The organism is Alteromonas mediterranea DE (assembly GCF_000020585.3).
In the GTDB taxonomy this organism is placed as follows: domain Bacteria; phylum Pseudomonadota; class Gammaproteobacteria; order Enterobacterales; family Alteromonadaceae; genus Alteromonas; species Alteromonas mediterranea.
Window position 1 is genome coordinate 2156916 of the sequence record NC_011138.3, and the last position, 16392, is coordinate 2173307.

The window sequence follows — 16392 nt, forward strand, 5'->3', positions numbered from 1 at the left end:
TCTATGTTTACTAAAAAAAGAGTAGTGCGCGCTGCGTTACTCGTAGTAGGCGCATATACACTTGCAGGTTGCGGTGGCTCGGGCGTAGAGTCGGGCACCAACGATTTGCTTACCTGTGAGGTTCCAAATGTACCTAATTCAACAGGTACGGCTTGTGAACCGCCACCACCTATTCAATGCGATGCGCCGCTCGTACCTAATGAAGCGAACGATGCATGTGAAGCCGGTGCTGACCCCAGTTTACCTGCACCTGTATTTACCCCTTCATCTAATCAAGCTGTACTTTATTATAATCGGGCTGCTGTTGACGCTGATAACTCAAGTAACGATGCAGCTTATGAAGGCTGGAGACTACATACTTGGAACAATGACGAGTGTGATGCTTATGCTGACGCAGACACGGATTGGGCCAACGGTCGCATTCATAGCGGTATCGATCCAAACTATGGTGCGTATTGGATTCTAGACCTTAAAGACGGGTATGGAAGCTGCCACAATTTCATCATCCACAAAGGCACTGACGATGCCGGAAAAGAAATGGGGGGCGGAGACTTCCAAGCTTCGCTGGTTCAAGAGGACGACACCTTTGTTCGCATGAATTTCACCTTATCTGGTGAGCCGACAATTTTTGAGTTTCCGATTATGTCGCTGGGACCTCAGCCAGTCGATATAGAAGGCTTTAGCGCACATTGGTTAGACGCTAACACCATTTTATGGGACGTGCCTGAAACCGTTGCAGAAGTTAAGTTACACTACTCAGCAAAGGCTGACTTAGAGAGCACGCTGGAAGAGGGGATCAACGGGACTGAAGTAGCTCTAATGAGTACAACACTTACCGAAGAGCAATCTGCTCGTGTACCGCATTTATCTTCTATGCAGGCATGGGAAGGTGACTGGTCGGTTGAAGATGCGAAAACCGTGTTGACGACACAAGCCGTAGTAGGGGGTTACGATGCTGACGGTGCGCTTGTTGTTGCGACCGGGATCCAACTGGCTAACGGAATAGACGCACTATATACGCTCGGTGAAGACGATGCCGACGAAGCTCAACTTGGTGGTATCTACTCTGATACAGGTATTACTGCCGCATTATGGGCGCCTACTGCTTCAAATGTTGATCTTCTGATTTATAACGACAACAAGACATTAAGTCAGCGTCTTGATATGGTGCGTGATGACACATCGGGCGTGTGGCGATACGAAGGAGACATGTCTCTTGACCGCCAACTTTACCGTTATGAGGTTACCGTATACCACCCAAATACAGGTAACATAGAAACGTTACTCGTTACCGACCCGTATTCAGTATCACTTAGCACTAACGGTCGTTTTTCTCGCTTTGTTAACTTAGCCGATGAGGATTTGAAACCAGAGGGTTGGGATACTCACGCTATTCCTACGGTTGATAATTACGAAGACGCGGTCATTTATGAAGGGCATGTTCGCGATTTTAGCGTGCGCGATATGTCTACCTCAGAAGAAAACCGCGGTAAATACTTAGCTTTTACCGAAGACGGCACTGCACCTGTGGAGCATCTTAAAAAGTTAGTGGAAGCCGGCCTCACGTATTTTCACATCCTTCCTGCCAACGATATTGCGACTATAGATGAAGACCCAACGAAAACCGTAGATTTATATGACACCGTAGGGAAGTTGTGCCGCCTAAATAGCAATGCCGCTGTATGCGAGGAAGAAAGTAGCGATACGTTGCTTATAGATATCTACAACGCCTATGACCCCTTGTCTGAAGCAGGCAAAGCACAACAGTTAACCAACGATTTACGCAACGTCGACACATTCAACTGGGGCTATGATCCTCATCACTTTAACGCGCCGGAAGGCAGCTATGCGTCGAGTGCAGAGGGTGTAGAACGCATTGTAGAAATGCGCGCCATGATCCAAGCACTTCACGAGATGGGGCTACGTGTTGCACTTGATGTAGTCTATAACCATACCAATGCGTCTGGTGTTTTCAGTAAGTCAGTATTAGACAAAGCGGTACCGGGCTACTATCACCGTTATGAAGTGGATACTGGTGCGATTGTTCGTGAAACGTGCTGTGATGACACAGAGCCTCGCAATGTCATGATGGAAAAGTTCATGGAAGATTCGCTGCTGATGTGGACTGAGCATTATAAGTATGATTCATTCCGTTTCGACATCATGAGCCAAGCTACAAAAGACACTATGGTACGCTTGCGTGATGCGGTTCAAGCTATCGACGAAGATAACTACTTTTATGGCGAAGGCTGGACTAAAATAGACCGCGGTTACGAGCAAGCGAGCCAGCTCAATATGGCTGGTACCGAGATTGGTACCTATAACGACCGTATTCGCGAAGCTATTCGCCAAGGTGCTATCTTTAGGCCGGAAGATGAAGGGCTATTAAGCGCGCAAGACCGTGTAAAAATGGGCATGATCGGAACGTTAAAAGACTATGTTTTGGAAACGTCCTCGGGCAGTGCTGGTGCGACAAGTAACTTGGGCGGCTATGCAGAAGACCCGGCAGATATCATTAACTATGTGTCAAAGCATGATAATGAAACACTGTGGGACCAATTAAACTATACACTTCCACAAGACATCACTTTAGAAGAGCGCGTACGCGCACAAAATGTGGCTATGGGTATCAACCTTGTTTCGCAGGGCATTCCATTTCTACAAATGGGCGGCGACTTGCTTCGCTCTAAATCAATGGACCGAAACACCTATGACTCGGGTGACTGGTTTAACTACGTCGATTTTACCTACGAGACCAACAACTGGAACGTAGGCTTACCCTTAGCTCAGGACAACGAAGCCCGCTGGGAAGAAATGGGAGAGTTTATATACGACCCCGCCCGTGCTGCCTCGATGTCAGACATTACCTTTGCCTCAGATGTATTTGCTGAGTTGCTTAATATTCGCATGACCAGCCCATTATTTAGGCTCACTACCGCTGATGATATTATTGACCGCATTGGTTTCCACAATATCGGTGAACGCCAGCAGCGCGGCTTAATTGCTATGAGTATAGACGATGGCGTATCTGAAAATAGCGAAGTGTCTCGTCCAGATCTCGATATGATGAACGATGCGGTTATGGTCTTGGTAAATACAGGATATGAAGAGAAGTCGATAACGGTTAACACCGCCACTGGTTTTTCACTTCACCCAACACAAATGAGCTCGGTAGATGCGACGGTTCGTGGTGCAAATTTTGTAGAAGGTGAAGACGGCAACGGTACCTTTACTGTGCCAGCACTGACTATTGCCGTGTTTGTGAAGCCTCAGTCTGGTGCCCAAGGCTATGGATTATCAGCGTTTGCGACCTCTGGTGCTCCAGATGTTGTCCCTTACGGTGATACGGTAGCCTACCTTCGCGGTGATATGAACGGATGGTCGACTGATGATGCGTTTACTTATCAAGGTGATGGTAAGTACACGGTTACTGCTACGCTTGAGGGCGGCGTGACTTATGGGTTTAAATTTGCTTCGGAAGATTGGAGTACAGTGAACTTTGGCGCAGCGGATGGTGAAGAAGGTACAGTAATAGCGGGCGAAGAAAAGGTTCTTGCACGTACTAATACCAACCTTTCATTTACACCAGCGACGAGCGCGACCTACCTGTTTACTATTGATGCGACTGATAGCGAAGCACCAATCCTTATGGTAGAGAACGAAGAGCCCTATGTTGGCACACCAGTGTATCTTCGTGGTGCAATGAACGACTGGGGTACGGCTGAGGAGTTTGCGTACCAAGGCGGACGTATTTACGCTTTCTCTCGTGATGTTGAGCCAGGGACTTACGAGTTTAAGGTTGCTTCAGAAGATTGGAGTACCGTGAACTTCGGTGCGATATCAGCCGATGATTCAGATCGCAACCTTGCGCCTGGTCAGACTCTGGGGCTAGCCGCTACTAACGACAATCTTATTTTGAATATTGAAAACGCCGACCGTTATGTGTTCGTATTCAACGTCACAGATTTAGATGCGCCAACCATTGGTGTATTTAAAGAAGCATTCTGGGGAGCCACAGAGGTCTATATTCGCGGCGGCATGAACGGTTGGGGAGCGGTAGATATGTTTACCTATCAAGGTGAAGGTGTTTACACCGCGGATATTGAATTAAGCGCAGGAAGCATCGAATTCAAGGTTGCCTCTGAAGACTGGTCAACGGTAAATCTTGGTAACCCCAATGATTCAGCGACTAATATCGTAATTCCCGGTGAGCCGAAAATATTGGGTAGCAGTAACAACAACCTAATGATTGAGGTTGCGGAGTCTGGGCTTTATGAATTTAAAGTGTCAGGCCCTGATGGAAATGCGCCAACGTTAACGATAACGATGAAATAAACGACCTCGTTATGAAAAAATGGTAAAACCGCGACATCGTTCGCGGTTTTTTATTTTGGTACCTCTTTTAACATGGCACATCTCTTGTACTTTGAAATTCTGTAAAATCATGTAGGATGAAGTTTGTCATAGGTGGTCTTACCAGATAAAAGCGTATTTCAAAAGGAGATGGAAAATGAAAAGTGCACTGGTAGTAGAAGGGGGCGCGATGCGTGGCATATTTGCAGCTGGCGTACTCGATAAATTTATGGAGCATGATTATTACGCGTTCGATTTCACCCTGGGGGTTTCGGCGGGCGCAACTAACCTCTCTACGTATGTATCTAAAATGCCGGGTTTGAGTAAAACCATCATTACTCAATATGCCACCAAACGAGAATTCTTCAGCCCATTACGCTTCATCAAAGGCGGGCATATGACGGATGTCCACTGGCTTTGGCATCATTCAAAACAGTCTATGAATATCCCTGAACCTGGCGAGAAAAGCTGCATGCCCTTGTTTGTTGGAATTACTAATGCAGACTCTGGAGAGTGCGAATATATTCAAGCGACAAAAGATAATGTAGACGATTTGATGGTGGCATCATGTGCGTTACCAACGGCGTACCGCGATGAAATAACCATTAACGGTACGCGTTATTTAGATGGTGGTGTCGCTGACGCTATTCCCGCTATACAAGCGTATAAAATGGGGGCGAGAGATATTACTGTAATCTTGTCTCAACCCGTGGGTTTCACGAAGCCTGAAGTTAAATCGCCATGGTTGATGCAAAAGATGTACAAAAACCAACCCGCATTGCTTGAAAAAATGCTGCAACGGGCCTCCATTTATAACGACACCCTTGCGTTTCTTAACAGCCCTCCTAGCGACTGTACCATTCGCGTAATTGCACCCGATGAGGCGTTTTGTGTAAAACGGTTAACCATGGACAAAAAGAAACTTTTAAAAGGTTACGGGCAGGGTAGGCGTATGGCAAGGCGCTATCTTAAGCTTTCAAGTGGGAACGGTTTTAGACATCAAAAAAAGGTAGCGTTGTAAAAGCAACCTATCTTTATCAATTATTTGTGTCTGCAAACAGCAACAAATCGAACAAAAGCCCACGTTTCTAGTGGGCTTTTTTGTTAACGTTAAAAAATTTGCTATTTTTCAGATTCTTACGATGTTTCTTTTTTGCAACAGCTGCGGGGAGTAAGTTGCTTTAACGTGTCTGAAGTGAATTATTCTTAAACGTATCACCGCCTACTTTCCTTAAATTTTTCCCTCGAATACTAACCGGCTGCCTACTTTTAACGCTATTGCGTTGAAAAGACTAAACCCTAAGCCTCTGATCTCATGACTATTTACATAATTGTCACCGTGTAGGTATGTAAAGTTTACACGCATTGTGTAATTCTTTCATTAACTTGGTCTGCAAATTGCTCAATACGATGTGTATGCACACGTGAGAAATGTCGCGAAGTAATCTGACATTAAAAAATTAGCTTCTCGTCTCGTTGTAGCCTTAAAACATAAGAACAAGTAGAAAAATGGGAGAACGTGGGGCCTTCTTATAAAATCGGTAAAAATAGCGCGATTAGCGCTTATCTAGGCTTTAAAGTGTTGAAAATGCGCTGTTTTAGAGAGCGCTTATTATACTTAAGGTTACTTTTTACGCGTTGATCTAGAAGCATTAAGTCATACGTGGCACTATCAAAATTAAATAAGAAAAAAACAAAAAACGTGCAAATAAAAAATCAAAAAATATCAATTGGGTTAGTGAACCCTAAAAATCCAGTAAATGTTGCATCAATTCTACGAGCGGCGGGTTGCTATGGCGTAGCGAGTGTATTTTACACAGGCCAGCGCTATCGCTTCGCTAAGGATTTCAATGCAGACACTAAAGCGTTTCATAAAACCATTCCAACGATAGGTGTAGATAACCTGCGCGATGTTATTCCGCAACATGCGTCTGTCGTTGCAGTGGAGTTAGTAGAAGGCGCAACGCCGCTTCCCTCATTTGAGCATCCGGAAAATGCGTTTTATTTACTTGGTCCGGAGGATGGAAGTATTGGTGAAGACATCTTGTCTTGGTGCGATCACGTCGTGTACGTGCCCACCTATTCGTGTATGAATTTAGCGGCCACTGCAAATGTATTACTGTATGACCGCTTAGCGAAGTCTGATTATGTAAGCGGGGATGCGCTTATCAGACAAAGCCGAGATACCAATAACAAAGCAAAAATAAATTAAACGTTAACTAAAGGCTGTCGTTGCGACCAGGAAGTTACCCACAAGCCTAATAACAAATTAATTCAGGGGAACTTTACATTGAAGATAAGAACAGTGAATGCAATGCGTGCATTTAACGGTGCTGTATTAAGCACATTAAATAAACTGCCTACGCAACTTTCAAAAGTGCTTCCAAAACGACTTTCGCTTGAGCAAAGTATTTCCGATTTCTTCTTTAGCCGTTATGAACTAGTGATTGCTAACGAAGAAAGCGAAAAGCAAGAAAGTTATAAAACACGGCATAAGGTTTATTGTGAAGAGATGAACTTTGAGCAAACCAATGCTACTGCTCTTGAAAAAGATAAGTTCGACGACCGCGCTATAAACTGCTACATCAAACATCTTCCAACAGGGGAGTGCGCAGGTACAATACGTTTAGTTTTACCGACCAATGCTGGTCTTTCACTTCCCTTAGAAGAGAAATGCAAAGATGCATTTGAAGACGGTACGTTACTTCCCTCTAATTTAGCACCGCAAAGCGTATGTGAAATATCGCGTTTAGCGATACCAAGAGAATTTAGAGTACGCCAGATGCGCTCGAAAATTTTGCCCTCAGAGAAGTTAGAAAAAGCTAAAAAGAAAAGTACTACATCGTTTAACCTAGAACATTTTCCCTATCTTTCTATCGCGCTTTATTTAATGGCAACCAGCGTATGTCAGCACCTAAATGTAGAGCATGCCTATGTACTTATGGAGCCAAAGCTTGCGCGACGTATGAAAGCATTTGGTATTCATTTTGAGCCTGTGGGTGAGGCTATTGAGTTTAATGGCAAACGAATGCCATATCGATTGTCGCTTAGCGTGCTTCTTGAAGAGATTGCAAAGCCTTTAAAAGGTTTTCATATGAAGATTCACAATAGACTACAAAACGCCCTTCAAGCTATGGATACTCCACAGGTACCAACTGTACAGTATACACCGCAACCCCTACGCGTTGCGCACGCAGCCTAGTTAGTATTTAATATCTAACAGCAGAAGCCGCCTACACTGGCGGCTTTTTTAGTTTTGAATACGTATGCATGTTTTTTAACAAACGGTTAACGCGTATCCTGTTGGCATTATTAATAGTTACCATGATGATTACAATGCCAAGAATTCAACGTCGTTTTTGTCTCAAACCATTATCTCTTGTTATGCTTTCCATTGGACTGGCTGCGTGCTCAGGTCCATCACCCTCTCAAAAGTCAGTAGCTGGAGAAGCGACCTCGACAACTGCTAACTCAACGCAAAATGCAGAGATGATTGCACCTAATACTTCTGACAAAACACAGGGAAAACCGGTTGTATACCAGGTTTTTACTCGCTTATTTGGCAATACTAATAACGCTAACCACCCCTGGGGTTCGATAGAACAAAACGGAGTTGGAAAGTTTAGTGATTTTACGCCCCAAGCGCTGGCAGCGATAAAAGCCCTAGGTACTAGCCATGTTTGGTATACAGGTATTCCGCACCACGCCGTTATTAACGACTATACCGCGTTTGGTATTTCAAATGATGACCCAGATGTGGTTAAAGGCCGCGCAGGTTCACCTTATGCGGTTAAAGATTACTACAATGTTAACCCCGACCTTGCCGATGATCCGGCCAAGCGTTTAGAGGAGTTTGAAGCTCTCATTGCCCGAACGCATGATGCGGGAATGAAAGTTATCATCGATATTGTGCCTAATCACGTGGCCCGCGACTATGAATCACTGTCAGCCCCAGAGGGAGTCAGCGACTTTGGTGCCCATGATGATACCTCTGTGGAATATGCCCGCGACAACAATTTTTATTATGTTGTTGGCGAAGCGTTTGAAGTTCCTGATGGCGGCGACTATAAGCCCCTTGGTGGTGACAGTCATCCCTTATCCGATGGCAAGTTTGATGAGTTTCCAGCTAAGTGGACGGGTAATGGGGCACGTGCCGCTCAGCCCGATATTAATGACTGGTATGAAACCGTTAAGGTTAATTATGGCGTAAGGCCCGACGGTACATATGATTTCCCAACCCTACCTGAAGGTTTTAGCGAAAAGTCTTTTGCGGAACATGCGGCGTTCTGGGAAGGAAAAGACGTACCGGATTCCTGGTACAAGTTTAGAAATATAGCGCATTATTGGCTCGATAAAGGGGTAGACGGGTTTCGCTATGATATGGCCGAAATGGTACCCGTTGAATTTTGGTCATTTTTAAACAGCAGCATAAAACAAAAGGCGCCAGACGCCTTCCTGTTGGCTGAAGTTTACCAACCAGATAAATACCGTGCTTATATCCAGCAAGGTAAAATGGATTATTTGTACGACAAAGTAGGTTTCTACGATACGTTGAAAAAGATTATGCAGGGCAGTGGTGCAGTAAGTGATTTGGTCGCTATCCATGAAGAAATTCGCGATATTGCGCCACATATGCTGCATTTTTTAGAAAATCACGATGAACAGCGCATAGCCAGCCCAGATTTTGCCGGCGACGCTGACAAAGGAAAACCTGCCTTAGCCGTAAGTGCACTAATTAGTATCGCTCCTACCTTGCTTTACTTTGGACAAGATGTTGGTGAAGACGGTAGCGAAGAGACTGGGTTTGGCGATCCAACACGAACCACTATTTTTGACTATGCAGGCGTACCGGCTCATCAACGTTTTATGAACAACGGCAAATTTGATGCAGGGCAGTCAACAGAGAAAGAAAAAGCGTTGCATCGCTTTTATAAAGACGTCATGAACATCGCTACAAGCAATAGCGCAATTACTGGGCGTTATCAAAGCCTGCATGCCCTGAACCTAGGCGTTGAAGGATCTGCGTATTCTGAGCAGCAGTTTGCGTTCATAAGAGAGAAAAACGACCAAGGTTTTATTGTTATTGCTAACTTTAGCGATAACGCTACAGGCCCTATTTCACTGACAGTACCGGCTTCTGCGATAGAAACCGCGGGCAACAAGCTTGAGCTTAAACCTTTACTTTCTCATGACGGTTTAACGCTTGAGCAGGGCGAGGTGAACTATCGCGCTACAACAACGTTAGACGCGTTGGAAACCAAGGTGTTTGCTTTTTAAGCAAGCTCCGTAAGTTTCATTAAGTTAGCGCAGGCGTACAACGTGGAAGGCTATTGTTTTTTACATGGTATTTTTACCAGGTATTCTTAAAAGGTCTTCGGTGAATACGTATGCAGAGCGTTGGTATGAATAAGTGTACACGGTAGTATCTCGATATAATCTTGCACTTAACGTATTTTTAACATTGGTGTTCATGTGTTTAATTTTAACAGCGTAAGCCATTCTATTTGTTTAAACCGCTATCGCGCGTTACCGTTAATTCTCACTTCGGCTACTTCACTAGCCGCGGTTCCCGTTTATGCATTGCAGCAGGGTCAAATTGAAGTATACCCACCTAATTGGTGGGCAGGTATGCAAAATCCCGAAGTCGAGTTGATGATTTACGGTGAAGACGTAGCTGATGACGCCGTCTCTCTTGCTACGGGAAATGTAAAAGTTAGCCGAGTTAAGGCACTTGATAGTGAAAACTATCTTTTCGTAACGCTTGATACTTCAGGCGCCCAGGCGCAAGACCTCATGCTTACATTGACTGACAATGATAGAAGCCAACGTACGGTGCATTACCCGCTTGAAAAACGCAAAGAAGGCTCTGCATCAAGAAAAGGCTTTGGACCAGAAGACGCTATCTACCTTATTGCACCTGACCGCTTTGCAAATGGTAATACCGCAAATGATAATGTTGACGGTTATCAAGATAAGGTAGACCGCCAATTTAAAGGTGGCCGTCATGGCGGCGATATCCAAGGTATCGTGGACAACTTAGATTACATTAAAAGCATGGGCTTCACGCAGATTTGGACCATGCCTATGCTTGAAAATGCGATGGACAAGTACAGCTACCATGGCTATTCAACCACAGATTACTACAACATTGACCCGCGCTTTGGTTCTAATGACGCTTTTATAGATTTCAGTGAAAAAGCAAAATCCGAAGGGGTTGGCGTTATCATGGATATGGTGCTTAATCACATCGGTAGTAATCATAAGTGGATGGAAGATACGCCATCAAAGGATTGGATCAATAATGAAGGAAAGTTCGTCGGCACCACCCATAAACGAGAGTCTCTGCACGACCCTCATGCCATAGAAAGCGATATCAAAGGGTTTAGCGATGGGTGGTTTGTGCCTACGATGCCAGATTTAAATCAACGCAATCCACACTTGGCGAACTATTTAGTCCAAAATGCTATTTGGTGGGTAGAGACTGCAGATTTAAGTGGTATTCGTGTAGATACCTACTCTTACCCTGATAAAGCGTTTTTAAGTGAATGGACAAATCGCTTAATGGACGAATACCCTAACTTTAATATCGTGGGTGAAGAATGGTCTGTAAACCCCGCAATCACGGCCTATTGGCAAGCGGGTAGTCAGCGCCACGATGACTATGATAGCGCGCTACCATCCGTGATGGATTTTCCATTGCAGGCTGCCGTTGTTAAAGCATTAAATAGCGATGAAAGTTGGAACTCTGGTTTTATTACGGTTTATGAAACCCTGGCTACCGACTTTTTATATGGCGACCCGAACAATCTGGTTATCTTCCCCGATAACCACGATATGAGCAGAATCTATACGCAACTTGGACACGATAAAGCCAAGTGGAATATGGCGATGACTTTATTGCTTACAACCCGAGGGATCCCACAGGTATTTTACGGAACGGAAATTCTAATGGGTAACGAAGGCAGTGACGATCACGGTATTATACGCTCTGATTTCCCTGGCGGGTGGCCTTCAGATAGTGATAAAAACGCCTTTACGGGTAAGGGGCTTAATAACGATGAACGTTGGGCTCAGCAGCGCATTAAAGCCTTATTGCAGCTGCGCCAAACATACCCGCAACTATTTCAAGGCAAGTTAAAGCACTATGCGCCCATTGACGGTGTTTACACCTATTTTCGAGAGGCTGAAAAAGGGGCTAAGCGCAGTGCCCAATCAGATAACGGAAACAATGTTGAAAAAATCATGGTAATTCTTAACAAGAAAGCGGTAGATTTGCCTTTATCGACCTACACAGAAATGCTTAAGACCAACGATTCGATAACAAGAATAAGTGACGGTAAAACGTTCAAGTCAACAGATACCATAAGCCTGTCTGCTATGTCAGCTAATGTTTTCATTGTGCGTTAACGGTATCCATTAAAATAAAACAATAAATAGAGTAAAGTATGCAAGCAACTCAACCACGCCTTTCTTTTTGGCAAATATGGAACGTCAGTTTTGGCTTTCTCGGTGTTCAATTTGGTTTTGCACTGCAAAACGCAAATGTTAGTCGCATCTTGTCAGACTTAGGGGCCGATTTACACTCACTCTCTCTTTTCTGGCTTGTAGCGCCCATTATGGGGCTTATTGTACAGCCCATCGTTGGTTCAGCTTCAGATAGAACCTGGAACCGTCTAGGCAGACGCCGCCCATTTATTCTAGCAGGCGCTATTGCAGCAGTATTGGGAATGATTCTGTTACCAAACGCCCCGCTATTTGTGGCGTTTCTTGCGCCCATGCTAATGGGGGCATTGATGGTGGCACTAATGGACGCATCGTTTAACGTGTGCTTCCAGCCATTTCGCTCGTTAGTTTCTGACATGGTACCGCCGTCGCAACGCAATGTTGGGTACTCTATCCAATCGCTACTTATCAATATTGGCGCTGTTATCGGCTCTATTCTTCCTTTTGTCCTAACGAACGTCATTGGTCTTGAAAATACGGCACAAATGGGGCAGGTTGCTCCTTCCGTCATTTGGGCGTTTTATATTGGCGCAACAGTGTTGTTAGGTACTGTCATTTGGACCGTGATCCGCACTAAAGAATATGCACCCGAAGACTACAATCGTTACAAAGGCCTTAGCGAGACAGCTTCTGTAACAACTGAAGGGAAAAAGGCGCCGCTAGGGCAGCGTCTGGCTGAGTTTTTTACACTGGTAAAAGACATGCCAACGACCATGAGGCAATTAGCTGTAGTGCAGTTTTTCTCTTGGTTTGCACTGTTTATTATGTGGGTTTACACCACGCCAGCCATTACGCAACATATATGGAACGTAGATAAGCAATGGTTTGACCCTACTTTTATCGCAGCAGCGCCAGTTGTGCCGGAAGCGATAGTTATGGCTAAAGGTGCCGCAGGTGATTGGGTGGGGATCTTGTTTGCTGCCTATTCTGTGTTTGCCGCCATATTTTCTATTTTTCTTGCAAAGCTTGCAGATAAATTCGGTCGTAAAACCGTTTATGCCGGTTCCCTCGCATTAGGCGGTATCAGCTATGTAAGTTTCCTGCTTTTCCAAGACTTAAACATGGTAAACGTTAACCTACTTATCACCGAAGTAACGGTGCCGCTTGGCGCTGTTAAGTTACTTATTCCGATGATAGGTGTAGGTATCGCGTGGGCGGCCATTTTAGCGATGCCATACGCTATGCTTGCGGGTGCACTACCTGCAAATAAAACGGGCGTTTACATGGGAATATTTAATTTTACCGTTGCAGCGCCACAGATTGTCTCGGGTTTAACAGCTGGATGGATTTTAAGTAGCGTCTTCGATAACGATGCTAAATACATCATTGTTGTAGCGGGTGTGTCTATGTTGATTGGAGCTGCCTCAGTATTTTTTGTAAAAGAAGCCGATAAGCAAGACCTTGAAGCAGCAAAGGGAGCGTAATATGAAATTTAATCGGACAGCTATCGCGTTGACTGTAGCAGGTGTACTTTGCTCAGCGTGCGCAAGCACTGTAAATAATGAAGTAAAGTCAAAGGTTGCCGCTGACCGTATTGTCGGCACGGACACGCCGTTTGCCAGTGAAGCGGTGTACTTTGTTGTTACCGACCGATTTGTTGATGGCGACCCTTCAAATAACCATGAGACACAAGGTGGGGAATACCCCACTTGGCAACTTCCGCTTGAAGGCCCTGAGGGTAAAAAAGCGTACGTGGGCTACATGGGCGGAGATCTAAAAGGCATTTTAAACAATGCTGATTACATCAAGGATATGGGTTTCACTGCAGTGTGGATGACGCCTGTTCACGATAACCCTGATTACGCCTTCAATGGCGATGAACCTATTACCTATGGTGGCGCCTTTAAAGACGGTGGCAAAACAGGGTATCACGGTTATTGGGCAACAAATTTCTACAAAGCCGACGAGCACCTTGTTAGTGATGATTTAAGCGTGAGGGATTACACCGCTAAAATGAAGGCTAGCGGGTTAAAATCGGTGTTTGATATCGTGGCAAATCACGGTACACCAAGCTTTACGATGGAGGAAGACTTACCTGGGTACGGTGAAATTTATGATAAAGATGACAACTTGGTTGCTGATCATCAAAATTTACCCCCTCAAGAATTAGACCCAGAAAACAACCCGCTTCACCGTTTTTTTCATGACTATCCTGATTTGGTAAAGCTGTCGAACCTTGATGATGAGAACCCTGAAGTTCGTGATTATCTCATAAATAGTTATCTATATTGGATTTCACAGGGCGCCGATGGCTTTAGAATTGATACGATTAGACACGTTCCCCACGCTTTTTGGCGAGAAGCTTCCGATAGAATTAGAGAGCGTTACCCAGACTTCTTCATGTTTGGTGAAGCGTTTGATTACGAGGCCAATAATATTGCTCAGCATACACTGCCAAAAAATGGTGGGGTAAGCGTTCTTGATTTTCCGATGCAAAAAGCCATGGTCAGCGTATTTGAAAAGCCACTGGAAAGCGATTTTGCTGATTTAGAAAATGCGTTACATCTTACGCATGGACCTTACCATAACCCGTACGATTTAACGACGTTTTACGACAACCATGATATGGCGCGTATCAACGCGACGGACAATGGTTTTATTAACGCACACAACTGGTTATTCACGGTAAGGGGAATACCTGTGGTATACATGGGTTCTGAAATCGGGTTTATGCGCGGCACTGCAGAACATGCAGGGAACCGTAATTACGTAGGGCAAGAAAGGTTAGATGCAGCGGTTAATCATCCTATTCAACAAGCCTTAACCGACATCGCAAACGTTCGTAAAAATACGCCTGCTTTACAACGTGGTATTCAGGTAAATGTAGCGCTTAGCGGGCACACGGCAGCGTTTTACCGAGTGATTAATACGGCAGAAAGCCAGCAAACTGCTCTGGTTCTGCTTAATAAAGGCGATAGTGCACAGACGTTTAATGTTAATCAATTCATCCAGTCGGGTAACTGGGTTGAGCAGTTAACGGGGCGCGAATTAACCATTGCTGAAGGCGGGAAATTAAGCGCTACTGTTGAACCAAACGGGGTGCAGGTGTGGCTGCGCGAAGGGAAGGTTGAGAACGAGGCACTGCTTGCTCAAATTAAGTATCAGCTATCGCGTCAGTAAAGGTCTGTTATTTTTTATTACCTTGATGTTATCACGTGACGCCCATGCTTTAACGAACATTCAGGTGATACTCACCTGATTACTGATACAAAAAAGCCCCGATAGACATTTTTCGGGGCTTTTTATATTCGCTACGTCACTATTCAATAACGATAACTAACGGTCAACTCAACTGCGCTAATCGCTACCACAAGATTGGCGAATAATAATATCAGCAGGCATTAAGTAATCTTCTACCTCTTCATTATTAATAGCTTTAAGCAGTGTATTAACAAGTAATTCGCCGGCAAGCTTCGTATTTTGCTGAACCGTGGTTAGCGAAGGCGTGGTGTATGCTGACACCGCAATATTATCATACCCCACCACGGCTACATCGTCGGGTACATTGACTTTAGCTTGCCTAAGCGCCCTAAGCACGCCCATAGCGATAAGGTCAGATGCACAAACAATAGCTTGAGGCAGCGCTTTGTTTTGAAGTAGCGATTTTATGGCTTCTGAGCCTGCATCTTCTGTTGAATTCGCGTTTTCTTGCACACTACTTTTATCCAGGCCATGAGCCATAAGGGTTTCAAAATATCCGTTATAGCGCGCTTTGAACTCGGGGGCATGTTCACCATTGTCACCAATAAAAGCAAACGAGCGTTTACCTAATGCAATCAGGTGTTCAGTAATGCTTTGACCACCTTGGTAGTTGTCACACCCAATGCTAACGCCCGGGTGGGCTTCATCAGGTGCACCCCAGCGAACAAAGTGCGTACCTTGAGATTCAAGCTGTGCAACTTTGTTTTGGTAGTCGGTGTAGTCACCATAACCCAACAAAATAATGCCGTCAGCTTTATTAGAATCTTCGTATTCTGCGTGCCAGTCATCTTCTAAGTTTTGAAAAGACACGAGGAGGTCATAGTTAGCCTGAGCGCAGGCTCGAGTAATACTGCCTAGCATTGCCAGAAAAAACGGGTTGATCATTGAGTCATCAGACGTTGGGTCTTCAAACAAGAGTAAGGCAATTGTGCTGCTCTTTTGCTTTCTCAAGTTACTTGCGTTCTTATCAACTTTGTAATTGAGTTCCCTAGCAATACGCTGAACGCGGTCACGAGTTTCTTGATTAACCAACGGGCTATTATTAAGTGCCCGAGAAACGGTTGACTGTGAAACCCCTGCCAGATGGGCAATGTCAAAAGAGGTTGCTTTTTCTTTCATAAATACCATGATTTGCTGCTACGACTTTGTTGTCGCTGCACGTAGATTACCATATTTTTCTTTTTACGCGCGCTTTTTGAATGCCGAAAGCGGGAATCGTAACGCAATGGCAAGCAAAGGCGTATTGTACCTGTGTGGCTTATCAACGCGGTGCATACATTTGCTCTTAGGTTTGCTGGATCGCTGCTAATTCAACCACTTGTTATGCTTCTTTGA

The 16392-nt window shown here is 44.8% G+C and carries 9 protein-coding genes; 8 read left to right on the forward strand and 1 reads right to left on the reverse strand.

Annotated features, from left to right (window positions below; genetic code table 11):
- Positions 1-3 precede the first annotated feature (3 nt).
- From MADE_RS09635 to MADE_RS09670, 8 genes are all read left to right on the forward strand, one after another.
- Positions 4-4335, forward strand: coding sequence for an alpha-1,6-glucosidase domain-containing protein (locus tag MADE_RS09635; RefSeq protein WP_041912887.1), 4332 nt, complete (start codon positions 4-6; stop codon positions 4333-4335).
- Positions 4336-4510: 175 nt separating this feature from the next.
- On the forward strand, positions 4511-5374 hold the full coding sequence (locus tag MADE_RS09640; protein WP_012518371.1) for a patatin-like phospholipase family protein: 864 nt from the start codon (positions 4511-4513) through the stop codon (positions 5372-5374).
- A gap of 681 nt (positions 5375-6055) precedes the next feature.
- Positions 6056-6565 (forward strand): RNA methyltransferase, encoded by a 510-nt coding sequence (locus MADE_RS09645; RefSeq protein ID WP_041912888.1) that lies wholly within the window; start codon positions 6056-6058, stop codon positions 6563-6565.
- A gap of 78 nt (positions 6566-6643) precedes the next feature.
- Positions 6644-7555: a PEP-CTERM/exosortase system-associated acyltransferase gene (locus MADE_RS09650; RefSeq protein ID WP_232363114.1), complete on the forward strand. Its 912-nt coding sequence runs from the start codon at positions 6644-6646 to the stop codon at positions 7553-7555.
- A 125-nt stretch (positions 7556-7680) separates the two neighbouring features.
- Complete coding sequence (locus MADE_RS09655; RefSeq protein ID WP_023559702.1) at positions 7681-9630, forward strand: alpha-amylase family protein; 1950 nt, start codon at positions 7681-7683, stop codon at positions 9628-9630.
- 195 nt (positions 9631-9825) lie between these two features.
- A complete protein-coding gene (locus MADE_RS09660; RefSeq protein ID WP_012518376.1) occupies positions 9826-11760 on the forward strand; it encodes a glycoside hydrolase family 13 protein in 1935 nt (644 codons plus the stop codon).
- A 38-nt stretch (positions 11761-11798) separates the two neighbouring features.
- Positions 11799-13280 (forward strand): MFS transporter, encoded by a 1482-nt coding sequence (locus tag MADE_RS09665; RefSeq protein ID WP_012518377.1) that lies wholly within the window; start codon positions 11799-11801, stop codon positions 13278-13280.
- Between the two features lies 1 nt (position 13281).
- A complete protein-coding gene (locus MADE_RS09670) occupies positions 13282-14976 on the forward strand; it encodes an alpha-amylase family glycosyl hydrolase (protein WP_012518378.1) in 1695 nt (564 codons plus the stop codon).
- 177 nt (positions 14977-15153) lie between these two features.
- On the opposite strand, the gene MADE_RS09675 is transcribed toward MADE_RS09670, so the two are convergent.
- Entirely contained in the window at positions 15154-16176 is a 1023-nt protein-coding gene (locus tag MADE_RS09675; protein ID WP_012518379.1) for a LacI family DNA-binding transcriptional regulator, read from the reverse strand.
- Positions 16177-16392: the final 216 nt, after the last annotated feature.

What these genes read in the sequence shown, in the direction of transcription:
- MADE_RS09635 (WP_041912887.1), top strand. Translation starts at nt 4, where the DNA reads ATGTTTACTAAAAAAAGAGTAGTGCGCGCTGCGTTACTCGTAGTAGGC.
- MADE_RS09675 (WP_012518379.1), bottom strand. Translation starts at nt 16,176, where the DNA reads ATGAAAGAAAAAGCAACCTCTTTTGACATTGCCCATCTGGCAGGGGTT.
- MADE_RS09640 (WP_012518371.1), top strand. Translation starts at nt 4,511, where the DNA reads ATGAAAAGTGCACTGGTAGTAGAAGGGGGCGCGATGCGTGGCATATTT.
- MADE_RS09670 (WP_012518378.1), top strand. Translation starts at nt 13,282, where the DNA reads ATGAAATTTAATCGGACAGCTATCGCGTTGACTGTAGCAGGTGTACTT.
- MADE_RS09665 (WP_012518377.1), top strand. Translation starts at nt 11,799, where the DNA reads ATGCAAGCAACTCAACCACGCCTTTCTTTTTGGCAAATATGGAACGTC.
- MADE_RS09655 (WP_023559702.1), top strand. Translation starts at nt 7,681, where the DNA reads ATGATTACAATGCCAAGAATTCAACGTCGTTTTTGTCTCAAACCATTA.